The following is a 21,229-nucleotide window of genomic DNA, read 5'->3' as shown; positions in this document are numbered from 1 at the left end:
TGCCGGAAACACAGCTCCGGCGCAGGGTGCCGGACGACAACGCAGCAGATCAGGAGCCGGTTTGAATATCGATTTCGCGCAGTCGGCGCAGTCCACCCTCGGCGTCGAATGGGAGCTCGCCTTGGTTGACGCCGAGAGCGGCGAGCTCGTGTCCGCGGCCGAGAAGGTCCTCAGCGAACTGTCGCGGAACCATCCGGACCTGAAGGACGACGACGAGCATCCGCACGTGAAGCAGGAGCTGCTGCTCAACACCGTGGAGCTGGTCACCGGGATCTGCACCTCCGTGGAGCAGGCCAAGGACGAGCTGGCCAGCGGCATGGCCTCGGTGCGCGACGTGACGGATCCGATGGGGATCGAGCTCTTCTGCGCCGGCAGCCACCCGTTTGCCACGCCGCGGTCGCAGCGCGTAACGGACAAGGAGCGCTACGCCAAGCTGATCGACCGGACGCAGTGGTGGGGCCAGCAGATGGTGATCTACGGCGTCCATGTGCATGTGGGTCTGGACCACCGGGACAAGGCGCTGCCGGTCCTGGACGGCCTGGTCAACTACTTCCCGCATTTCCAGGCGCTCTCCGCGTCGTCGCCCTATTGGGGCGGCGAGGACACCGGGTACGCCTCGCAGCGGGCGCTGATGTTCCAGCAGCTGCCCACGGCCGGACTGCCGTTCCAGTTCCCGGCGTGGGCCAACTACGAAGACTACGTGCAGGACATGTTCACCACCGGGGTGATCGACACGCTGAGCGAGATCCGCTGGGACGTGCGGCCGGTGGCGGCGCTGGGCACCATCGAGATGCGCATCTGCGACGGCATGTCCTCGCTGCAGGACGTCGGCGCCATCGCCGCGCTGACCCAGTGCCTGGTGGACGAGTTCTCCACCGTGCTGGACGAGGGCTGGGCCATTCCGACCATGCCGCCGTGGCACGTGCAGGAGAACAAGTGGCGCGCCGCCCGCTACGGGCTGGACGCGATCGTCATCCTGGACGGCGCCGGCCGCGAGAAACTCGTCACCGACCATCTGCGCGAGGACGTGCTCAACCGGCTGGAGCCCGTGGCCAGGAAGCTCGGCTGCAGCAACGAACTGGCGGACGTGGAGAAGATCATCGAGCGCGGTGCCGGTTACCAGCGGCAGCGGCGGGTGGCGGCGGAGAACGACGGCGATCTGCGCGCGGTTGTCCTCGACGCGGTCCGGCAGATGCGCGAAGGCTAGGCTTAGGAAGGAGCCAGAATGGGTCCAGATCCGCAGGACTCCGGGCCGGCAGGCCTCGGGGCCGCGTTCCGGGCCGCGTTCTCGGGCCATCCCGCGGCCGTCGCGATCGTCACCGCAGCCGGGCCGGACGGGCCCGCCGGGATTACGGCGTCCTCAGTGATTTCGGTGTCCGCGGAACCGCCTGTGCTGGCCGTTTCCATCACCCCCGGCAGCGGGTCCGGCGCCGCCCTGCTGGCCGGCGGGGCGCTGGCCGTCCACCTGCTCACCACCGCCAACCTCCGGCTCGCTGAATTATTTTCGACGCCCGGTTCGCGCCGTTTCGGTTTCGACATGGACTGGTATACGGCGCCGGCGGGCGAACCCGTCATCCGCGGCGTCGGCACGGTTTTGCTGTGCAAGCCGCTCGACCGGATGGCCGCCGGAACCGGCGTCCTGCTGGCCGCCCAGGTCCAGCAGATTCTCGACGGCGGCTCGCCCGCCCCGCCGCTGGTGTACCGCCGCCGGACGTACTATGCCCTGGACGACTGGTCCATCCTGCGCACCCGGAGCTGACCGCCCGGCGACTCCAGCTGGCGTGGCGTTGGCGACAGGCCCCGCGTCATCGGTCGACACGGGCTGGAAGGATGCCCTGGCGGCCCCGGTAGCGGTGGACTGCGTCGGTGTTGCCGCACCGCGCGGAGCAGTAGGCGCGGCGGCCCCCGCGGCTGGTGTCGGCGAAGACCCGCCGGCAGCCGGCGCGTGCGCATGCGCCGAGGCGGGCGCCTCCCGCTTCCGTGATGAAGATGGCCAGTCCCCCGGCGGTCATCCCCCGGACCCGCTCGACCACGCTGTCCTGCGGGTCCGCGAAGTGCATGTGCGGGAGCATGCCGTCATGGGTAGTGAGGAAGACGCGCCGCACCCCCTGGTCCAGCAGGGTGTTGTCGGCGGCGCAGCGGACCTCCTCGGCCTCGGCTGTGAAGACCGGCCGCAGCATGCCCGCCCAGCTCCTCAGCCCCCGTTCCGCAGCCGGGCCCAGCTCCGCCTGCCGGACGAAGAAGCGCGTCAGGAGCTCCTCGAGGGCGGCAGTAGTCCAGTAGTCCGTGTCCAGCATGTTGACGAGCTCTTCGGCCAGCCGGACGCCGTTCATGTTGTCATGGTTGAACTGCATAAACCCATGACAATACAGTCGTCTCGCGCACCTGTCTCCTCCGCGGGCGCATCCCCGCCGCGCCGGGGTGCGTTCGGCGTGGAGCAGCCGGCCCGACGACGAGGAGCCCCAAGCCTGTGAATACCGCACTGTCCGCGACACGGACTACCCAGTCCCGCATCGTGCGGACCCTTGCCATTGCCCAGATCTTCTCCGGACTGGGCAGCGGCTCCACGCTGGCCTTGGGCTCGATCCTGGCGGTTGACCTGTCGGGCTCCGAAGCCCTGGCCGGGTCGGTGAATACCGCGTTGACCCTGGGCGCGGCCGTTTCCGCGATTCCGTTGTCCCAGCTGGCCCTGGCACGCGGGCGCCGGATCGCCCTGACCACCGGGCTCACGGCGGCGATCGCCGGCACCGCGCTGATGGTCGGCGCCGTCGCCACCGGGCTGTTCGCGCTGCTGCTGGCAGGGGCTTTCCTGGTCGGCCTGGCCACGGCGGTGAACCTGCAGGCACGCTTCGCCGTCACCGACCTGGCGGAACCCTCCCGCCGGGGACGGGACCTGTCCCTGGTGGTCTGGGCGATAACGATCGGGGCGGTCGCCGGCCCCAACATGGTCTATCCCGGCGCGGTGCTGGCCGGCTGGCTGGGGATCCCTGCCCAGGCCGGGCCGTTCCTGATCTCGGCTGCCGGAATGGTTATCGGCGCCGCGATCGTCGGGCTGTTCCTGCGCCCCGACCCGCTGCTGACCCGCCGCGCCATCGATGGGAGCGCACCGCAGCCGTCCGGCAGCAGCTCAAGCCTGTGGCGTGCCGGCTGGCAGATCGTGCGCGAGCATCCGACCGCCCGCGGCGCGGTCATCGCCGTGGTGACCGCCCATGCCGTGATGGTTGCCGTCATGTCCATGACGCCGCTGCATATTCAGCACCACGCCGGGCACGCGGCCGGGAGCCCGGACACGATCGCCCTGATCGGATTCACCATCTCCCTGCACATCGCGGGGATGTACGCGCTGTCCCCGCTGATGGGCTGGCTGACCGACCGGCTCGGAGCCGCACCGACCGTCCTGGCGGGCATGGCTACCCTCATGGCCGCGGTGGCGCTGACCGGGCTGCTGCCCGGCCGCATGCCCGCCGTCACCGCCGGTCTCATCCTGCTCGGACTCGGCTGGTCCGCGGCCACCGTCGCCGGCTCCACCCTGCTCGTCGCCTCCCTCACTTCCTCCCAGCGCGTTCCCGCGCAAGGCTTCTCCGACGCAACCATGTCGCTGGCCGGGGCCGTGGGCAGCGCAGTGGCGGGGCCCGTCATGGGCCTCGTCGGCTACTCCGGCATCAGCACCGTTGCCGCCCTCCTGATCGCTGCCTCGACCATAGTGCTGCTGCGCCTGTCCACCCGTGCCGCGCGCCGGGAAACCGCCCCTCCCGAGCGCTCCTAGGCGGCCGGGGCGGATGGGTCGGGCCGCCTGCCGGCCCGGACGTCAGCCCGCATTCGTGGTGCGGGCGAGGCGCAGGCCCAGTCCCGTGCCGGCACCGAAGGCCAGCAGCAGCACTCCCGTACAGCCCACGGCCAGCCCTGTCTTCTGCTGGCCCGAGAGCAGGTCCAGCAGGATGAAGGGCGCCCCCGCGAAGAAACCGAAGTCGTGGTCCGGCGAGGTCACGTAAATGGCGGCCCCGGTCATCACGAGCAGGACGCCCGTCAGCACGAGGACCACGTCCGGCCGACGGCGGAGGAAAGTCATGCTGCGGAGCCTAGCAGCAGCTCCGGGTTACAGGTGGATGCTGGTGACCGGCATGGAGGAGTCCGGGGCGAACGCGATGCCGGACGGCTCTCCCCCGGCCATGATGATCTGCGAGCCCAGCGCCGCCACCATCGCCCCGTTGTCCGTGCACAGGCTGATCGGCGGCACCCGCAGGGCGATGCCGTTGGCCTCGCAGCGTTCCTCCGTCAGCGCCCGCAGCCGCGAGTTGGCGGCCACGCCCCCGCCCAGCAGCAGGTTGCTGATGCCGTTCTCCGTGCACGCGAGCATGGCCTTGGCGGTGATCACGTCCACCACGGCCTCTTGGAAGGACGCGGCGATGTCCGCCACCGGGACCTCCTGGCCCGCGGCCTCGAACTGCTCGACGGCACGCGCCACCGCGGTCTTCAGCCCCGAGAAGGACCAGTCGTAGCGGTGCGGGCCGGGAGCCTCGGCGGTCCCCATGTATTTGGGCTGGCTGAGGCCGCGGGGGAAGCGGATGGCCTTCGGGTTGCCCTTGCGCGCCAGCCTGTCGATCGCCGGGCCGCCAGGGTAGCCGAGCCCGAGGATCCGGGCCACCTTGTCGTACGCCTCGCCCGCGGCGTCGTCGATGGTGGAGCCGAGCAGTTCGACGTCGTCGGTAATGGATTTCACGCGCAGGATCTCGGTGTGCCCGCCGGACACCAGCAGCGCGCCGAGGTTTTCCGGCAGTGCGCCGCCGTCCAGCAGGCCCACGCCCACGTGCGCCACGAGGTGGTTGATGGCGAAGAGCGGCTTGCCCGTGGCGACCGCGAGCGCCTTGGCCGCGCAGACGCCGACCATCAGGGCGCCGGCCAGGCCCGGCCCGGAGGTCACGGCGAGCGCGTCCACTTCGTCGAGCGTCACGCCGGCGCTGTCCAGGGCCTGCCGCAGCGTCGGCACGAAGGCGTCCAGGTGGGCCCGCGAGGCGATCTCGGGGATGACGCCGCCGAAACGCACGTGTTCGTCCATGGAGGAGGACACGGTGTTGGTCAGCAGCGTGTCCCCGCGGACAATCCCGACGCCGGTCTCATCGCAGGATGACTCGATGCCGAGCACCAACGGCTCGCTGCGGTTCATCGGGCTTCCTCCGTTTCGTCGGTCTGTTGGGCGGGATCTGTGGGTAGGGCGGTCCCGCCCTGTTGGGCCGGCCGGGTCTGCGCCGCCTGCCCGGCGTTCGCACCCGGCGCCCCGGTCCAGCGGTCGAGTTCCAGCCGCATGATCAGCGCGTCCGCACCGTCCCGGTAGTAGCGCGGGCGGACGTGGATCTGTTCGAAGCCGAACCACCGGTAGAGCCGCTGTGCCCGCGGATTGTCCGCGCGGACCTCCAGCAGCACGTCCTTGGCCTTGCGCCGGCCCGCCTCGTCGATGAGCAGGGTCAGCAGCTGCGTCCCGATGCCCTGGCCTTCCCGCTCGGGCACCACCGCAATGGTCTGCACGTCGGCGATCGGTTCGATGCACATAAGCCCGGCGTAGGCGATCACGCGGTCCAGCGCGTCCACGGCGACGAAGTAACTGCGGGTCTCGGGCTGCGCGAGTTCGTCCTCGAACATCTGCAGCGGCCACGCATCCAGCGGGAAGAGCGCGCGCTCCAGTTCCTCCACGGCGGCAAGATCCGCGCCGGTCATCGTCCGGATGCGGCCGGCCCCGGCACCGGTGTTGCCGGCGGCGTTCACAGCGCCCGCTTCCGCGGCCCGGGTACCTTGGCGTCGGATTCGCGCAGGTAGAGCGGGGTCGTGTCCAGCAGCGGCAGTCCCCGGACCAGCTTGACGACGGCGGTGCGGCCGAGCGCTTCGGCGGTGGGCTGGGTGCCGGTGAAGCCGGGGACGGGCCGGAGCAGCTCCGGATAGAGGCCGGCGCCGCGCCCGTAGACGGGCAGCTCCGGGACGTCGGCCGGGGCCGAGACATGCGGCCCGTCGATCAGCTGATGCGTGCCGCCGGTACTGAAGTAGCGGGCCCAGTAGACCTCCTTGCGCCGGGCGTCCGTCGCAACGATGAACTCGTCCACGCCCTGGCGCCACGCATCCAGCGCAGCGTCGACGGCAATGGCGTCCAGGCTCATCACGCCGTGCAGCGGCTTGTTCCAGGCGAAGGCCAGCGAACGCGCCGTCGCAATGCCGGAGCGCAGGCCGGTGAACGGCCCCGGGCCGACGCCGACCACCAGCGCGTCCAGCTGCGTCCCGGTCACGCCCGCAGAGGTGAGGATTCCGTGGATGCCCGGTGCCAGCACCTCGGCGTGGGTCCGCGTGTCTTCGGTGGCGAACGTTCCGAGGGTCTCTCCCTCTCCGGTCAGCAAGGCCGCACTGGCGATGGCGGAGGTATCAATGGAGAGGATCAGCACCCCACCATTTTACGCGGTTACGGGGTGCGGCCCGTCCGGGCGGCGTCGAGGCGCTCCTCTACCGGAAACCCGCCGACTCCCAGAAGTTCCCTCGGGGTGTGCCAGAGGACGTTCCGCATCCATTGATTTCCGAGCCCCCAGCCCTCGAGCACCTCGATCTGGTGGCTGTAGGAGTAGGGAATGGACGGGAAGTCGGTCCCGAACACCACCTTGTGCGACAGGGCAGCGAGCGACTCCGGGTAGCCGCGCGGGATCGGCGCGACTTGCTCCATGTAGGAGGTCCCGACCATCGTCGTGTCGAGGTAGACGTGTGGATTCTCCGCCGCCAGCTCGGCAAACTCCCGGTACTCCGGCAGGCCGGCGTGCGCGATGATGAGCACCAGCGAAGGATGCCTGCTGACGAGCTCGCGGATGGGCGCGGGGCCGGTGTGTTCTCCGCGGTGCGGACCGTTGCCGCAGTGGATGACCACGGGTGTGCCCGACGCCTCGATCAGTCCCAGGCGGGCGCGAGCCGCGGATCAAGCGGCGAGAAGCCGCCCACCTGGATGTGCACCTTGAAGATGCGGGCGCCCTGCTCCAGGCTGCGGGCGACCAGGGCCTCCACGCCCGGCTCCGGATAGAAGGTGGCGGAGTGGATGGCATCGGCATGGGTCGAGGCGAAGGCAGTCGAGTAGTCATTGAGCCACGCAGCCATGCCGGGGCGGTGCGCGTAGTTCAGCGTGGTGAAGGCCTTGACGCCCATAGTCCGCAGCGCCCGGACGCGTTCTTCTTCGGCTTCCCGGTAATTGATGGTCCAGGCGGGAGCCCCGCTTTCTGCCACGCGGTCGAAGAACGCCCAGACCTTGTCCAGCACGTTCTGCGGCATGAAATGCACATGGAGATCGATAATCCCGGGCAGGCCCAGCGAATCGAGGTACGTTCGGATGCCGGCATCCGAACCCGGTGCGGCGGATATGGCCACGGGGAACCTCCCATGTTCTCCTAGCAACGACGGGCGTGCCCGCGCTTCGCCGGCTCGTTCCCTCCGCAAATCCTAGGCCGGAAGCCCTCGGAAGCCGAAGGGACCGGCCGGCGTGATGCCGGGCCGGTCCCTTCGGAGTCCTGAATCCGTACGTTCCGGGAACCTCGGGCTCAGCCCCGGTTGTACATGACGTGTTTGGTGCGGGAGAAGTCCTCCAGGGCGTAGATCGAGAGGTCCCGGCCGTAGCCGGAGCCCTTGAATCCGCCCCAGGGCACCTCGTTGGCGATGACCAGGTGCGAGTTGACCCAGACCGTGCCGAAGTCCAGTTGCCGGGGGACGGACAGCGAGCGGGCGGCGTTCGTGGTCCACACCGAGGCGGCAAGCCCGTAGATCGTTTCGTTGGCCCGGCTCACGGCCTCCTCGTCGGTGCCGAAGGTCTCCACCGAGACGACCGGGCCGAAGATCTCCGTGCTGGCGATCGCGGCACCGGCCGGCACGTTCGTGACCACGGTGGGTTCGATGAAGTAGCCCGGGCCCTCCAGGGCGTTGCCGCCGACGGCGATCGTCAGGCCCTCCTTGCGGATGTCCTCGAGCGCGGCCAGGACTCTCCGGTAGTGGTCGCCTGAGATCATGGAACCGATTTCGACGTCGTCGCCCGCCCCCGGGGCACCGACCGAGATCCCGCTGACCTCGCGCACCAGCAGTTCGGTGAACCTCTCCGCCACCGACTCGTGGACCAGGACGCGGCACGCCGCACCGCATTCCTGGCCGCCGTTCCAGAACCCGGCCTCGCGGACACCCCGGGCCGCGGCCTCCAAATCGGCGTCGTCGAAGACGACAACGGGGGCCTTGCCCCCCAGCTCCAGATGCACGCGCTTGACCGTGGAGGCCGCATTCGCGGCGACCTTCTGCCCGCTGCCCACGCTGCCGGTAATGGCGACCAGGTCCACATCCGGATGCGCCGAGATCCGGTCCCCCACGATGCGCCCGGACCCGGTGACGATGTTCAGCACACCCGCGGGAACCTCGTCGGCAATGAGCTCGGCCAGCTTCAGCGTGGTCAGCGGCGTCTGCTCCGAGGGCTTGAGCACCAGCGTGTTACCGGCGGCCAGGATCGGCGCAATCTTCCAGGCGGCCATCAGCAGCGGGTAGTTCCACGGCGTGATCACGCCGACGACGCCCACAGGTTCGCGGAAGATCACCGAGGTGTGGTTTTCCGCGTAGTCGTCCGCGCCCAGCGTGGTGAACGCGCGGGCCGCGCCGGCGGCAAACCGGAACGTGTCGATCGCACTGGAGATGTCGTCCTCGGCCACCGCGGCCGGCTTCCCGGTGTTGGCCGCTTCGAGGGTTTCGAGCAGCCCCCGGTTGGCCTCGATGATGTCCGCGATGCGCAGCAGGACTGCCGAACGGGCCTTGGGAATCGTCGCCGCCCAGGACGCCTTGGCCGCGACAGCGGCAGCGACGGCGGCGTCGACGTCCGCCACGGAACCGTCGGGAACCTGCATGAGGACTTCTTCGGTGGCCGGGTTCTCCACCCCGCTGGTCGCGGCCGAACTCGGGGCCGTGAACTCACCATTAATGAACTGGCCGAACGGCGGGAGGGAGGGAGCCGGTGCGGCTTCCGCCCTGCGGACGGTGAAGAGGGCGGTGTCTGAGGTCGTCATGGTTTTTCCTTAAGCCTTGTTGTAAGCGGTTGGAGCGGGCCGCGGGCCCGGTGCGGCTATTGGTGTCGCACCAGGCCTGCGGCGCCGGAAGGCGGTCGACGTCGTCGTTAGTGCGAGAACGCCGCGGCTGCTTCGGTGAGGGTCTTGCCCTTCGTCTCCGGAGCCAGCCACTGGGACAGCCCGGCCCCGGCAAGGGCGACGGCGGCGGCGATCAGCATGGTGGGACCGGCTCCGAGGCTCTCCATCGACATTGGCAGCAGGAAGATGCCGATGGCTGCCCCGACCCGGCTGACGGCGGCCGCGAAGCCGGTACCGATGCACCTGATCTCGGTCGGGAGGACCTCGCCCGGGTAGACGTTCGTCAGGGTGTTGTACCCGGCGTTGAAGAACGAGAAGACCAGGAAGAGGACCAGCACGACGGGCGCCGGCGCGCCGGCCCACAGTCCGATGATCGCGAGGACGACGCCGCACAGCCACTGCGGCGGAACAGTCAACAGCCGCCGGCCGACCTTTTCGATCAGCAGGAACGTGACGATGACCCCGGCCAGGGCGACGGCGGAAAGCCCGACTCCGCCGGCCAGCCCACCGGCGAGGCCGTACTGCTGCAGCACGCTGTCGGCGAAGGTCGCGATCGCGAAGTACGGGGTCACCGCGCAGAACCAGAACCCGGAGATGAACAGGGTGGAGCGCCAGTATTCCTTGGAGAACAGCATCCCGAAGCTGCCCTTGCGGACGTCCTCGTGCTGGACATCGTCGAGCGCGTCGTCCGGCATGTACTTTGCCGCGAGGGCGCGGGCCTCGTCCTTGCGGCCCTCGCTCCACAGCCAGCGTGGCGATTCGGGCAGGCCGAGCCGGGCCAGGAACAGGGCCACCGCGATGAAGGTACTGGTACCCAGGATGAAGTGCCAGCTGAGGTCGGTGTACTCGTTGAGCAGGTGGCCGGTCAGGAATGCGATCATGAAGCCGCCGTACCAGGCGATGCCCATGGCGGCCATGAGCCGCCCCCGCAGATGGGTGGGCGAGAACTCGGCCATCAGGGGCCAGCCGACCGCGTACTCGGTGCCGATGGCAATGCCCATCAGCAGCCGCACCACGATCAGCCACACCGGTGAGTCGATGAAGAACTGCATGCCTGACGCGACGGCGAACAGGCCGATGTCGAACATGAAAATCGGTCTGCGGCCCCACTTGTCGGCGGCGATGCCGCCCAGCGGAGCGCCGATCAGGATGCCGACCAGGGCAGCCGCAGCGATCAGGCCTTCCCAAAACGACGTGAGCTGCAGGTCTTCGGCCATCGTTCCCGCGACCGGCCCGATTATCCCGAGGACATAGCCGTCCAGGACCATGCCGCCGATCAGGACGCTGACCATCCTGATCAGGAACCGTCGCTTGTCTGCCGCTGCGCCCGCGTCCGAACGGGCGGCCGGGTTCTTTGTCGATGACATGGCTTACTCCTGCCAGGTTGGGATAAACGAGATGGTTTTTACCTTGGCCGCGATGTTGAAAAGCTGGCATTCGGGCATCTTTGACCTCCCGATCGTGGTTAACCGACGGGTTGCTTCAGCGCGGACAGGGCCTGCTGGACCCGTGCGAGATCGGCGGCGTTGAGGTCGGCTGTGGGGCGACGGGGCTTGCCGGCCGGCAGCCCCTGCAGTGCCAGTCCGGCCTTGACGGACGGGATGAACGGCACGGACAGGAGCGCGTCGATGACCGGGTAGACGTCGTTCCACAGCTCGCGGGCACCCGCAAGGTCGCCGGCGGCGATCCGCCGGCTGACGGCCACGATCTCGTTCGGCACCACATTGGCCGCGCCGGCCATCACGCCGGCCGCGCCCTCGGCGAGGGCGCTGTAGATGTAGGCATCCCACCCGATGAAGGTCCCGATGACATCACGGTGATGATGGATCAGCTGCAGCGCCTGTTCCCAGTTCGCGCTGGAGTCCTTGATGTAGCGGATGTTCTCCACGTCCTCGGCCAGCGAGCGGACGGTGGCCGGGTCCAGGTTCACGCCGGTCACGGCGGGAATGTTGTAAAGCATGATCGGAAGGTCGACGGCGCCGGCCACGTCCTTGATGTACGTGACGGTTTCCTCGACGGTCAGCGGCTCGTAGTACGGGGTGACCAGCATCAGCACGTCGGCGCCGGACTTCTCCGCGGCTTTCGAGAGGCGGATGGCCTCGGAAGTCGAGGTGGCGCCGGTCTGCGCGATGACCGGTACCCGCCCGTTAGTGTGCTCGATGACCGTGTTGATCAGGAGCAGGCGCTCCTCGGAGGACAGGGCGCCGACCTCGCCCGTCGATCCTGCGGCCACGACGCCGGCTACGCCCCCGTCGATGGAGCGGTCGACGACGCGCCGCAGGGTGGCGGTGTCGATGGTCTCGTCCGCGTTGAAGGGAGTGGACAGGGCGGTGAGCACACCGGTGAGTTCTGTGGACATGAAGTGGTTCCTCGTTTCTGTTCGGTAAGGGTGGGGCGACGCGTTAGGCGACGATCGAGATGCCCGGGTTCGGCCGCGCCTGGCGCTGGGTGGCCAGCAGGCTGGCGGCTTCCTGTGCCGCCGAGAACCCGGAGGTGATGGAGCTTTCGGTGTACAGGGTGCCGAGGAAGTCGCCGGCCAGGAAGACGCGGTTGGTTCCGCGCATGAGCGTGGACTGGAGCTTGGCCCGGCCGGGGAAGCAGTAGGGCGAGGCCACCTTCCACCGGGCCGTCTTGGCCTCCACGACGCTGTCGGCGAAGCCGTGGCCGAGGACCTGGTCGAGATCGGCGAGGTGGGTCTGGATGACGTCCTCGTCGCTCTTCTCCAGCAGCGCGCGGCCGAGGCCGGCGGGCGAGAACGTCATGAAGCTGCCGCCGGGCTTGCGCACGGATTCGGTGCCGCGGACGATGCTGGCCTGGTTCAGCGCGATCGCGAACGAGCGCTTCGGGGCCGCGATGGCGTAGATGTCATCCCAGGGCCGCGCCGAGGTCTCGTTGGTCAGGAAGGCCGTGCTGACGTGCGGGCCGTACTTGATCTGGCTCAGCGCGCTGCGCAGCTCCTCCGGCAGGTCGACGCCGACGCGGTGCGAGACGTCCGCGGTGGTGGCGAGCACGACGGCGCGGGCCTCCACCTCGCGGTCGACTCCGCCCTGGGTGTAGCGGACGACGACGGAGTTCTTCTTGTGCACGACTTCCTGCACGGCGGCACCGAGCTGGATGCGGTCGCCCAGCGATGCCGCGATCGTTTCGGTCAGGGTCGACGGCCCGCCGACGATGCCGCGGTTCAGTCCCTGGCCGAAGCCCAGCACCAGGCTGAAGTAGCCGATGCCCGCACCCGCCGAAATCTGGTCCATGTCGCCGGCCGACCGGGTGACCGTGGTCTTGAACAGCGCGGCCGCGTCCTCGCTCAGGTCGCCGATGTAGTCCTGGAAGGATTCCTCGTTATGGAAGTCGTAGATGCGCTGCTGGCGCATCGCCCCGGACTCCCCCGCGCGCTTCCGCACCACCCGGGTGTACTTGGCGACGCCGCCCACGACCTTCATCCCGCCGCGCAGCGTATCGATGCGGGCCGAAAGGGACATCGGGATCCGGAACGGGTACGTGGCGATGTGCCCCTTGCGGATGAACTTGCCGTTCATCGACAGGGCCTGCAGCGACCCGGGGATCTCGACGGCGGAAACACCGACCTCGCTGAGCAGGGCATCCGTGGACGAGCCGGTCCCGGCGAAGACGTGCCCGCCCCAGTTCAACCAGTAGTCCCCGCGGCGCTCCGAACGGATCCGCCCGCCGACCCGCCCGTCCGCCTCCAGCAGCAGCGTGTCCCAATGACGCAGCCGCCACCCGGCGGAAAGACCGGCCAGTCCGGCACCGACGATTACTACATCTTTCATTTGTTCAAACTTCCTGTCCGGGTTTCGTGCTTGGGAGCGGTAGCCGCTATGAGGAAGGCCGTTCCGCGGGGCTTCGCCGGCTCCTGCTTCCTTGTCTGGCGAGGTTTCGTGATGCGGCCGACGTGATGTGCGTAACATCAACCATAATTTGTGATCACACATCACACAAGGACCTGGAAGGAAGTTTTTCGAGCCGAGGCAACGGCGCGAGCTAAAGACCCCGCTGGCGGCGATATATTTGATCTGTGGTCATATCCAAGCGCGTCGAGTCGACCCTGTTGACCGACCAGGTGTACTCGATGATTCATGAGGCGATCCTGAACGGGGATCTGCCGGCCGGCTCCCGCCTGCGCATCCGCGACCTCGCCGCCCAGGTCGGGACCAGCGTAATGCCGGTGCGGGAAGCGATCCGCCGCCTTGAAGAAGCTGGACTCGCCGAGCGTGAGCCCCACAAGGGCGCCGTGGTAAAGAGCCTGACGCTGGAGGAACTGGTCCATGTCTACGACGTGCGCCGCCTGCTGGAGGTCGAGGCAGCGCGCCTGGGGAGCCAGAGGATCACGTCCGAGGACGTCGACAAGATGCAGGACGAGTACGCCCAGATGCGGACCGCGATCGCCGACGGCCGCGTCGTCGCCCTCCTCGACCACGACGAGGAGATGCTGGCCACCCTGTACAACGCCTCGGGGAACCCCGTGCTCGTACAGATGATCCGCACGCTTTGGCAGCAGTGCCGGGCCTACAAGATCGTGGGGGCACAAGGCTCCCTGAGCGCCGGAGGCGACGATGCGCTCTGGCGCTACCAGCAGGACCTGATTGCTGCCGCCCGGAACCAAGACGCCGTCGCTGCCGCCTCGGTGAACGATGCCTCGTTGCTCGATGCGACAGGCCGCATCAAGGCGCTCCTGGCCGCGCAGAACGAAGGTTAGGAGCCCGGCCGCGGCCGGCTAACGCCGCAGGGTCAGCGTTCGATGGTGTTGAGTCCGCACCATTCGGCGATGAAGAGGGCGATCGACTTGGTGATGCGGCGGACGGACTCGATGTCGACCCGCTCGTCGTAGCCGTGGATCGCCTCGGAGACAGGCCCGTAGACCAGTGTCGGGGTGTCGGCGTAGAGCGTGAAGACGCGGCCGTCGAGGTAGCCGGGGGTGACGAAGGACTGCAGTTCCTTGCCGAAGACGTCGCGGTGGGCGTCCCTGAGCACGTTCTCGGCGTCGCTGCCTTCCTCAAGCACGTAGCCCTCGGCAAAGAATCCCGTGCGCACCGCTTTGGCCAGGATTGCGTTGCCCTGCTCATCCGCCGTGATGCTCTCGAGCAGCTCGGTGATCTGCTTCCACACGCTTTCGGCCGACAGCCCCGGGTACAGCGCCACCCGCAGGTCGACGTGGCACCAGGCCGGGACGCTGGAGGGCCAGTCGCCGCCCCGGATGCCGCCCAGGTTCAGGTTGATCGGATGGTCGAGGTCTTCGAAATACCGGTGCGCGGAGCGGTCGCCGTTCCACTCGGCTTCCAGCGTGCGGAGCTGGCCCACGACATAGTAGGCCGCGTCGATGGCGTTGAATCCCGCGAGCATCTCCCGGGGGTGGGTCGGCCGGCCCGCGACCTCGAGGCGGAACCAGATGACGCCGACGTTCCCGCGGACCAGCATGTCTTCCTCGGGCTCCGGGATGATCACGGCGTCGGCCCGATAGCCCCGGAGGTGCGCGGCCAGCGAGCCGTTGCCGGTGCACTCCTCCTCCACCACGGACTGCAGGTGGACCCGCCCTGCGGGTTCGAAGCCTGCGGCGCGGACCGCGTCGAAAGCGAAGAGGTTGGCCGCCAGTCCGGCCTTCATGTCGCCGCTGCCCCGGCCGTACAGCCAGCCCTCTTTCACGTAGGAATCCCACGGTGAAGCCGACCACTGCTCCGCCGGGCCTTCCGGGACCACATCGACGTGGCCGTTGAGGATCAGCGAGCGTCCGCGCTCGGCTTTGGGCGTCCAGGTGCCGACGACATTGACCACCTCGTCGTAGGAGACGGCGATGGTTCAGGCCCCGGGGTGCGCGGACAACTCCTCGGGATCCAGTTCCCAGCGGTCCATTTCCAGGCCCCGTTGTTCCATGGCCTCGAACAGCAGCTGCTGCGCGCCGCCTTCCCTGGTGCGCAGGGAAGGATGGCGGACAAGGTCCTGGGTGAAGGCGATCTGGGCGTCGAAGGCCTCGTCCACAGCGGCGAGGATGCGGTCGCGGATGTGCGGATCGAGGGACATCATGTTCTCCAGTCGGTTCCGGCGGATGGAGTAATCGAAGCTCCGGGACAAAGCCAGCGATGCCCGCAAAATCGGCATCGCTTCGAGTCTCGCCGCGTTTGCCGGCTCGCGAAAGAGCAGTTTCGCACCGACAACGCCGCCGGGCGTGTGCCTTTGCACAATGAGCCAGGCGCAGGGAGTGCCGGCGGCTCTATAATGATCCAACTACATCACCCGGAGGTCGACGTGAACGGTCCTCAAAGCGCCAGCAGCGCGGCAATTCCCCTGCGTGTGTTTCCCGTACACCAAGACAGCTCCGACCCGGCCACGCGTATCCCGGCGGACGGCACCGGCCCCCGCGCGTGCGACGAGGAAGCCCATGATGTCGCGGACCTTACGTCCGGCGCACCCGGTCCGCGGGACCTCGACAGCGTCCTGGCTTCGCTGCGCGGTGCGGACTCCGTGCTGGCGTTCAGCGAAGCAGCCGAGCCGTGCACCGACGCGTTCGATGGCCCGGACGGCGACGCCGACTAACGGCGCCCACCCGCCTCAAGCGGTTTTAGCTGACTGGTCGGAAGGTGCCGCGTAAGCCGTGCCGCTCAGCACGTTGCCGATAGGGCCCTGCACGGGCGCCGCCGGTCTGCCGGACCTGCGCTGCTCGCGGGTGGTGAGCAGGATGACGATGAACGCGATGGAGGCTCCGATGGTGGTTTCCACCGCGCGGTCCGTGACCAGGACGCTAGCCGGCTTGGCGGCGACGAACTCTGTCATCATCAGGGCCACCGGGGTCATGAAGACCAGCGCGATGCTGTAGTGCCGGATCACGAAGACCTCGCCGACGAACTGCAGCGCGGCTAGCAGGACCGCCAGCTGCAGCGGGCGCCAGTCGACGGTCAGCAGGAGGGCGGTCAGGAGCACGCCACCGTAGGTGCCCACGGTGCGGTGCACGGCGCGGACCAGGCCGCGGGTGGCATCGGCAGCGGCGATCGGCGCCGCGGCGGCAACCATGGCCCAGTAGCTGTGGCCCAGGCCGGCCAGCGTGGCGAGTGAGCCCGCTGCGCCGATGGCCACCGTGTAGCGGCCGGCGTGCACGACCATCCGCCGCCATGCCGGGTGCTCGGCTTCGCGCAGGCCGCGGCGGGGGTCAATATGGCGGGCGCGCAGGCGCCCGGCGAAACCGAGGAAAAGAACGACGGCGACGCTGCCCGCCGTCGTGAGGGCCGCCTCCCAGAGTGCTCCCCTGAACGGTATGGAGGCGCTGCCGGTGAAGGCGAAAAGGTAGAAGAAGGGCCCCGCCGGGCGCAGCCGCAGGTAGTCGGCCGCGAGCGAAAGCACCCCGGCTATGACGGTGCTCAGCGCGACCAGGCCCCAGTCCGACACGCTTCCGGCCAGCGCCACGCCGCCGACGACGCTGCAGGCCATGATGATGCCCGCGAAGGTCTGGTGCTTGAGCCGCAGCCAGTGCGGTTCGACCCGGCCGTAGACGCCCGTGAGCGCACCGAAAACAGCGTAGACGGTGAGGTCCGTGCGCCCCATCAGTACCAGCGCGGCCAGCGGAATGACAATGCCGGCGGCGACGCGCAGGGCCGGGATGCGGTGTCCCCGGGCGGGTGGAACGTGGAAGAACTCTCGGGCATGCTGCTTCACGGTTGGTGGGCGCCTCCTGTGGATCGCGGGGGTGGATGTTGCGGCTATGCCGGACGGAGCGGCCGGCCGTGGAGTCAGGTTCAGCCGGCAGGCCGCTCAAGGCCGGACAGCAGGCCGCGAAGGTTCCGGGCAAGATCCGCGGCGGTGGCCGGATCAAGTCCGGACAGCAGGCCCGTCTCGAATTCGAGGACCGATTCCAGAATGGGACGCAGCAGCTCGCGGGCCCGCGGCGTCATTGTGATGAGCGCGCCGCGGCCGTCCTTCGGGTTGGTTTCCCGCACCACAAGGCCCGCGTTCTGGAGCGTCTTGATCCGCTTGGTCGCGCCGGCACCGGAGATCAGCAGCTCGGCGGACAGTTCGGTCGGAGTCATCGGCCTGCCGGAACGGGCCAGCAGCGAGAGCATGTCGAACTCGGCGCGCGTGATGCCGTTGGACGTCAGGACACTGTCGCTGCGCTGTTCGACAATCTGGGCGATGCGGTTGATCCGCGTGATGATATCCATCCCGCCGGTCACCAGGCCCGGGAAGATCTCCGCCCACTGCCGCCTGACGCCGTCGACATAGTCTTCCGGCCCGGCTGCTCCGGCCTCGGGCTCCGCTGGAATGACGCTCCTCCGCTCGCAAGAATTTACTTTACCAGAAAAGTATATCGCGAATGCGACTGGACTTTCCCCAAGGTGGGCCTGGCACTGGCGTGCCGGACTGGTGTCTATGCCCTCAGCCCCCGGCCGGTCTGAATCGCCCGTGCGCGCCGATAGTTGGCCGCTGCCGCGAACCTCAGTTTTTCTTGAGTTCCTCGGCGAGCATCACGATGATGCCGCTGGGTCCGCGGACGTAGGTGAGCTTGTAGATGTCCTGGTAGGTCGCCACGCCGCGAAGCGGACGGCAGCCGTGCCGCGCGGCTATCGCCAGGGCCTCGTCGATGTCGTCGACCGAGAACGCCACGCGGTGCATGCCGATTTCGTTGGGACGGGTGGGCTCCGTCTCGATCGCTTCGGGGTGGATGTACTCGAAGAGCTCAAGGCGGCCGTGGCCGTCCGGCGTCTGGAGCATCGCGATCTTCGCATGGTTGCCGTCGAGGCCGACGGCGGTGTCGGTCCACTCCCCGCTGACCGTGTCGCGTCCGAGGACCGTGAGGCCGAGGTCGGTGAAGAAGGAGATCGTTGCTTCGAGGTCGCGGACGGCGATGCCGACGTTCTCAAATTTGATGGCCATGCGTTGCAGGCTACCGATCCGGGCCGCGCCCGGGAAGTGGGCCAGGATGATCCTCCATGCGCCGGGTCAGCTCCGTCCGTTCTGGGAGCGGGCGTCTTCGACGGCGTCCCGCAGAGTGTGCCAGACGACGGAGGAGGACTGCGGCGCGAGCTGCACGCCGCCGTCGTGGTTGAGCCCGAAGAGATAGTGGCCGGCCGCACCCGCGTTGACGAATCCGCGGCGGAAGCGGCCCGCGCCGACGGTGGCGACCCAGACGAACCACGGTTCGCCCCACATCCGGCGCAGCTGCGGGTCCGCTCCCTCCGGCGGCGGAGTCCGCGGGTCCAGGATGCGCCGCTCGAAGTGTTGCCTCGGGACCTTGGCCGCCGGGGCGGCGACCGTCCACGCAGGACCGAGGCCTGCCCAGGCGGCCATCGTCGATGCCGTGTCCTCGACCCCGGCGACGTCCAGCTGGACCATGCTGCCGCCGGCGCCGGACTCGTATCCGGCCAGCAGCGCCCGCGCAGAGGTTCCCGCGATGACGGCGGTCCAGCGGCGCCCGACCCACAGCTGCAGGCTTGTCCGCTTCCCCTGGTACCAGCCCTCGATCCGGGCCGTGGTCTGCGCTGTCTGCACGGCGTACCGGAGGAACCGGGTGTCCGCGGTGTAGACGCCGCGGGGGTCGGTGAAGCCCCAGCTGCTGAACTCGCGGGCGAGGTGCGGCCGGCGGAGCGCGGCGGCCTTCCCGAAGCGGTGCTGCGCCGAGTTGAGCAGGACCGAGGCGGCCTCGGCGGACAGCCAGGGCCCGGTGGAGAAGTAGCCCTGCCCGTCGGCCAGGCCGGCCAACTCCTCGGGCACTCCCCCAGCCAGGCCGCCGAAACGGACCGGTCCGCCGCCGGATCGTATTTCGGGCTGCAGCCCGGCGCTCATGCCGCCGCCTCGTCCCACCGGAGCGAGGCCATCATCGCATCGAAGGAGCCGCGGACCAGCGGCACCTGTCCCACCGCGCTGCTGGCCACGACGTCGAGGCAGCGCTGTTCCAGCTTCAGGATCCAGCGCCGGACCAGCACGGTGGTTTCGCCGATCCGGTAGGTGGATTCGAGCCGCCGGCCGGGGCGTCCGGCGTGTTCGAGCGGTTCGCTGGCGATCAGCAGCGGGTCCTCGTACTGCCGCTGCGCCTCCTGCGCGGCCCGCAGCGCGATCCGCGGCAGCGGCTCGTCGGAAAAGTAGCTCACCACGACCAGGCTCGGGCGGAAGGTCCCCGCCGGAAGTCCGGCCAGGGCGGCCACCAGTTCGGTGTGTTCCACCGGGACCCGCTCCCAGCCCTCCGGTGTTGCCACATCGACGGCGAGCGGCGGATGGATCGTCCTCTTCACCCATCCCGCCACGCCCGCACTCCTTGTTCAACGCCGTATCGCGCCTACCAGCCTAGGCATGGACCGGTCCGCGCCGCGATGGGGAGGACTCCCCATCGGACGCGCCATCGGGAGGGACAGGTCAGAACGGACCGTGCGACGCCCAGCGCGGTCCATACGCGGCGATGCTGATCAGCCGGTCCTCCGCTTCGTCCGGCTCATCGAAGTCAAGGACGACGGCGGTGCTGCCGCCGCCGGAGCCTGCGGCGGCAGGGTCCGCGGCGGGTCCGGTCCCGGTGGACCGGTGCAGGCTGACGTCGAGCCAGCTGTCGGCCAGGTGCTCCACCCGGCCGCGGCCCCATTCGACGACGGTGACCGAGCTGTCCACGGTGTTCTCCAGGTCGATGTCGTCGATCTCCGCGTCCGACTTCAGCCGGTAGGCGTCCACGTGCACCAGGTCCGGCCCTTCGCCCAGGGACGGATGCTCCCGCACCAGCACGAAGGTCGGAGAGATGATGCCCGGCCGCACACCGAGGCCCTCGCCCAGGCCCTGGGTGAACGTGGTCTTGCCGGCGCCGAGTTCGCCCGTGAGGACCAGCAGGTCACCGGCCCGAAGCTGCGCGCCTATGCGCTTGGCCAGGGCCTGCGTCTCGGCCGCGCCGGCCACCGGATAGTCGGCGCGCCAGACAGGCCCGTCCGCCGCGGTGCTCACTCCGCACTCCCGGCGGGCGCACCGCCGTCGTCAACGGGTGTCTGGCCTACGTAGACCCGGGGCACCCGCGGACTGATCCGGGTGACGATCTCGTAGTTGATGGTGCCCGCCGCCGCGGCCCAGTCCGCTGCCCCCGGAACGTCTTCGCCCGCACCGAACAGGATGACTTCCTCGCCGACGAGGTCGGCCGCCTCGGCTGTCCGCAGGTCCACCACGAACTGGTCCATCGCCACCCGGCCGACGACGTCGTAGCGCTTGCCTCCGATGGCCACCTGCGCGCCGCTGGCGTTGCGCGGAATGCCGTCCCCGTAGCCCATCGGCACCAGGACCAGGGTGCTGGGTCCCTCCGTCCGGTAGCGCAGCCCGTAGGACACGCCCTGCCCCTCCGGCACGCGCTTGCAGTTCGCCACCTTGGCGCGCAGCGTCATCGCGGGCCGGAGCTTGAGGTCTTCGGGCCGCTCGTTTTCGAAGGGGGAAAGGCCGTAGGTACCGAGGCCCACGCGCACCATGTCGAAATGGGCGTCCGGCCGGCTCAGGGTGCCCGGCGTGTTGGCCAGGTGGCGGACCTCGAGGTCCATCCCGGCGTCCTCGGCGACGGCCACGGCTTCGCGGAAGCGGTCGATCTGCTCGTCCGTTTCCGGCCGGTGCGGCTCGTCCGCCACGGCGAGGTGGGAGAACACGCCGACCACGCGCAGCAACCCCTCTTCCTGGAAGGCCGAGGCCTGGCCGATCAGCTCCTCCCAGCGGTCCGGCGGGCAGCCGTTGCGCCCGAGGCCGGTGTCGATCTTCAGCTGCACCCGGGCAGGCCGCTGGACTTCCTTGGCGGCTTCCGCCACGCGTTCGAGTTCCCAGCCGGAGATGCCGATGTCGATGTTGGCCGTGATGGCGGCGGCGAAATCGCTGTCCGGGGTGTGCAGCCAGGCCAGGACGGGCGCCTCGATGCCGGCCGCGCGCAGAGCCAGGGCCTCGGTGATGTGGGCGACGCCCAGCCAGGAGGCGCCGGCTTCGAGGGCCGCGCGTGCCACCGGCAGCGCTCCGTGTCCGTAGCCGTCCGCCTTGACCACCGCCATCACGCGGGCGGGCTCGGCCACTTGCAGGAACTGCCGGATGTTGTCCCGGATGGCTTCCAGATCGATGACGGCCTGGCGGTCAAAACTCTCGGATGCTGCTGAATTCACCAC

23 protein-coding genes and 1 pseudogene are annotated in these 21,229 nt (G+C 69.1%); 5 read left to right on the top strand and 19 right to left on the bottom strand.

Annotated elements, in window-relative coordinates:
- The first annotated feature begins 61 nt into the window (after positions 1-61).
- Positions 62-1,207, top strand: coding sequence for a glutamate--cysteine ligase (locus WFH44_RS05735; RefSeq protein WP_336712406.1), 1,146 nt, complete (start codon positions 62-64; stop codon positions 1,205-1,207).
- Between the two features lie 18 nt (positions 1,208-1,225).
- Positions 1,226-1,759, top strand: a complete 534-nt coding sequence (locus tag WFH44_RS05730; RefSeq protein WP_336712404.1) for a flavin reductase family protein — start codon at positions 1,226-1,228, stop codon at positions 1,757-1,759.
- A 46-nt stretch (positions 1,760-1,805) separates the two neighbouring features.
- Here the strand turns inward: WFH44_RS05730 and WFH44_RS05725 are convergent, their stop codons facing one another.
- Positions 1,806-2,354 (bottom strand): CGNR zinc finger domain-containing protein, encoded by a 549-nt coding sequence (locus WFH44_RS05725; protein ID WP_336712402.1) that lies wholly within the window; start codon positions 2,352-2,354, stop codon positions 1,806-1,808.
- A 116-nt stretch (positions 2,355-2,470) separates the two neighbouring features.
- On the opposite strand from WFH44_RS05725, the gene WFH44_RS05720 reads away from it, so the two are divergent.
- Positions 2,471-3,766, top strand: coding sequence for an MFS transporter (locus WFH44_RS05720; protein ID WP_336712401.1), 1,296 nt, complete (start codon positions 2,471-2,473; stop codon positions 3,764-3,766).
- 42 nt (positions 3,767-3,808) lie between these two features.
- Here the strand turns inward: WFH44_RS05720 and WFH44_RS05715 are convergent, their stop codons facing one another.
- The 10 genes from WFH44_RS05715 to WFH44_RS05670 form a co-directional block, all read right to left on the bottom strand.
- On the bottom strand, positions 3,809-4,069 hold the full coding sequence (locus WFH44_RS05715; protein WP_336712399.1) for a hypothetical protein: 261 nt from the start codon (positions 4,067-4,069) through the stop codon (positions 3,809-3,811).
- A 27-nt stretch (positions 4,070-4,096) separates the two neighbouring features.
- Entirely contained in the window at positions 4,097-5,164 is a 1,068-nt protein-coding gene (gene tsaD / locus WFH44_RS05710) for a tRNA (adenosine(37)-N6)-threonylcarbamoyltransferase complex transferase subunit TsaD (RefSeq protein ID WP_336712397.1), read from the bottom strand.
- On the bottom strand, positions 5,161-5,712 hold the full coding sequence (gene rimI, locus WFH44_RS05705) for a ribosomal protein S18-alanine N-acetyltransferase (RefSeq protein ID WP_336712920.1): 552 nt from the start codon (positions 5,710-5,712) through the stop codon (positions 5,161-5,163). The genes tsaD and rimI overlap by 4 nt, the downstream gene beginning before the upstream one ends.
- Before the next feature lie 44 nt (positions 5,713-5,756).
- Positions 5,757-6,425: a tRNA (adenosine(37)-N6)-threonylcarbamoyltransferase complex dimerization subunit type 1 TsaB gene (gene tsaB / locus WFH44_RS05700; RefSeq protein WP_336712396.1), complete on the bottom strand. Its 669-nt coding sequence runs from the start codon at positions 6,423-6,425 to the stop codon at positions 5,757-5,759.
- A 17-nt stretch (positions 6,426-6,442) separates the two neighbouring features.
- Complete coding sequence (locus WFH44_RS05695; RefSeq protein WP_336712394.1) at positions 6,443-6,895, bottom strand: amidohydrolase family protein; 453 nt, start codon at positions 6,893-6,895, stop codon at positions 6,443-6,445.
- 20 nt (positions 6,896-6,915) lie between these two features.
- Positions 6,916-7,386 (bottom strand): amidohydrolase family protein, encoded by a 471-nt coding sequence (locus tag WFH44_RS05690; RefSeq protein ID WP_336712392.1) that lies wholly within the window; start codon positions 7,384-7,386, stop codon positions 6,916-6,918.
- 170 nt (positions 7,387-7,556) lie between these two features.
- Positions 7,557-9,050, bottom strand: a complete 1,494-nt coding sequence (locus WFH44_RS05685; protein ID WP_336712390.1) for an aldehyde dehydrogenase family protein — start codon at positions 9,048-9,050, stop codon at positions 7,557-7,559.
- A 107-nt stretch (positions 9,051-9,157) separates the two neighbouring features.
- Positions 9,158-10,495, bottom strand: coding sequence for an MFS transporter (locus WFH44_RS05680; protein WP_336712388.1), 1,338 nt, complete (start codon positions 10,493-10,495; stop codon positions 9,158-9,160).
- A 98-nt stretch (positions 10,496-10,593) separates the two neighbouring features.
- Positions 10,594-11,487, bottom strand: a complete 894-nt coding sequence (gene dapA / locus WFH44_RS05675) for a 4-hydroxy-tetrahydrodipicolinate synthase (protein ID WP_336712386.1) — start codon at positions 11,485-11,487, stop codon at positions 10,594-10,596.
- A gap of 43 nt (positions 11,488-11,530) precedes the next feature.
- On the bottom strand, positions 11,531-12,916 hold the full coding sequence (locus WFH44_RS05670) for a protoporphyrinogen/coproporphyrinogen oxidase (RefSeq protein WP_336712384.1): 1,386 nt from the start codon (positions 12,914-12,916) through the stop codon (positions 11,531-11,533).
- 245 nt (positions 12,917-13,161) lie between these two features.
- On the opposite strand from WFH44_RS05670, the gene WFH44_RS05665 reads away from it, so the two are divergent.
- Positions 13,162-13,842 carry a GntR family transcriptional regulator gene (locus WFH44_RS05665; RefSeq protein ID WP_336712382.1) on the top strand — a complete coding sequence of 227 codons (681 nt, stop codon included), beginning with the start codon at positions 13,162-13,164 and terminating at the stop codon, positions 13,840-13,842.
- Between the two features lie 32 nt (positions 13,843-13,874).
- Here WFH44_RS05665 and WFH44_RS05660 read toward each other — a convergent pair.
- Positions 13,875-15,161 (bottom strand): annotated as a pseudogene (locus tag WFH44_RS05660) (ArgE/DapE family deacylase).
- Between the two features lie 225 nt (positions 15,162-15,386).
- Here WFH44_RS05660 and WFH44_RS05655 point away from each other — a divergent pair.
- Complete coding sequence (locus tag WFH44_RS05655) at positions 15,387-15,674, top strand: hypothetical protein (RefSeq protein ID WP_336712381.1); 288 nt, start codon at positions 15,387-15,389, stop codon at positions 15,672-15,674.
- A 15-nt stretch (positions 15,675-15,689) separates the two neighbouring features.
- On the opposite strand, the gene WFH44_RS05650 is transcribed toward WFH44_RS05655, so the two are convergent.
- The 7 genes from WFH44_RS05650 to alr all read right to left on the bottom strand — a co-directional run bounded on the left by WFH44_RS05650 (position 15,690) and on the right by alr (position 21,226).
- On the bottom strand, positions 15,690-16,787 hold the full coding sequence (locus WFH44_RS05650; protein WP_336712379.1) for an FUSC family protein: 1,098 nt from the start codon (positions 16,785-16,787) through the stop codon (positions 15,690-15,692).
- A gap of 80 nt (positions 16,788-16,867) precedes the next feature.
- A complete protein-coding gene (locus WFH44_RS05645; protein ID WP_336712377.1) occupies positions 16,868-17,290 on the bottom strand; it encodes a MarR family winged helix-turn-helix transcriptional regulator in 423 nt (140 codons plus the stop codon).
- Between the two features lie 274 nt (positions 17,291-17,564).
- Positions 17,565-18,002, bottom strand: coding sequence for a VOC family protein (locus WFH44_RS05640; RefSeq protein ID WP_336712375.1), 438 nt, complete (start codon positions 18,000-18,002; stop codon positions 17,565-17,567).
- A 66-nt stretch (positions 18,003-18,068) separates the two neighbouring features.
- A complete protein-coding gene (locus WFH44_RS05635; RefSeq protein ID WP_336712374.1) occupies positions 18,069-18,911 on the bottom strand; it encodes a hypothetical protein in 843 nt (280 codons plus the stop codon).
- Positions 18,908-19,369, bottom strand: coding sequence for a hypothetical protein (locus WFH44_RS05630; RefSeq protein ID WP_336712373.1), 462 nt, complete (start codon positions 19,367-19,369; stop codon positions 18,908-18,910). The genes WFH44_RS05635 and WFH44_RS05630 overlap by 4 nt, the downstream gene beginning before the upstream one ends.
- A 109-nt stretch (positions 19,370-19,478) precedes the next feature.
- A complete protein-coding gene (tsaE, locus tag WFH44_RS05625) occupies positions 19,479-20,048 on the bottom strand; it encodes a tRNA (adenosine(37)-N6)-threonylcarbamoyltransferase complex ATPase subunit type 1 TsaE (RefSeq protein ID WP_442892873.1) in 570 nt (189 codons plus the stop codon).
- On the bottom strand, positions 20,045-21,226 hold the full coding sequence (gene alr / locus WFH44_RS05620) for an alanine racemase (protein ID WP_336712371.1): 1,182 nt from the start codon (positions 21,224-21,226) through the stop codon (positions 20,045-20,047). Before alr ends, tsaE begins: the two co-directional genes overlap by 4 nt.
- Positions 21,227-21,229: the final 3 nt, after the last annotated feature.

Origin of the sequence: Arthrobacter sp. USHLN218, assembly GCF_037144715.1 — a bacterium.
Classification (GTDB): domain Bacteria; phylum Actinomycetota; class Actinomycetes; order Actinomycetales; family Micrococcaceae; genus Crystallibacter.
This window is presented reverse-complemented; position numbering and strand designations above follow the sequence as displayed.

Bases quoted from the DNA above. Each gene is read 5' to 3' on its own strand.
- WFH44_RS05730 (WP_336712404.1), top strand. From the start codon at position 1,226: ATGGGTCCAGATCCGCAGGACTCCGGGCCGGCAGGCCTCGGGGCCGCG.
- WFH44_RS05725 (WP_336712402.1), bottom strand. From the start codon at position 2,354: ATGCAGTTCAACCATGACAACATGAACGGCGTCCGGCTGGCCGAAGAG.
- WFH44_RS05715 (WP_336712399.1), bottom strand. From the start codon at position 4,069: ATGACTTTCCTCCGCCGTCGGCCGGACGTGGTCCTCGTGCTGACGGGC.
- tsaD (WP_336712397.1), bottom strand. From the start codon at position 5,164: ATGAACCGCAGCGAGCCGTTGGTGCTCGGCATCGAGTCATCCTGCGAT.
- rimI (WP_336712920.1), bottom strand. From the start codon at position 5,712: ATGACCGGCGCGGATCTTGCCGCCGTGGAGGAACTGGAGCGCGCGCTC.
- WFH44_RS05685 (WP_336712390.1), bottom strand. From the start codon at position 9,050: ATGACGACCTCAGACACCGCCCTCTTCACCGTCCGCAGGGCGGAAGCC.
- WFH44_RS05680 (WP_336712388.1), bottom strand. From the start codon at position 10,495: ATGTCATCGACAAAGAACCCGGCCGCCCGTTCGGACGCGGGCGCAGCG.
- dapA (WP_336712386.1), bottom strand. From the start codon at position 11,487: ATGTCCACAGAACTCACCGGTGTGCTCACCGCCCTGTCCACTCCCTTC.
- WFH44_RS05670 (WP_336712384.1), bottom strand. From the start codon at position 12,916: ATGAAAGATGTAGTAATCGTCGGTGCCGGACTGGCCGGTCTTTCCGCC.
- WFH44_RS05645 (WP_336712377.1), bottom strand. From the start codon at position 17,290: ATGGATATCATCACGCGGATCAACCGCATCGCCCAGATTGTCGAACAG.
- WFH44_RS05640 (WP_336712375.1), bottom strand. From the start codon at position 18,002: ATGGCCATCAAATTTGAGAACGTCGGCATCGCCGTCCGCGACCTCGAA.
- WFH44_RS05635 (WP_336712374.1), bottom strand. From the start codon at position 18,911: ATGAGCGCCGGGCTGCAGCCCGAAATACGATCCGGCGGCGGACCGGTC.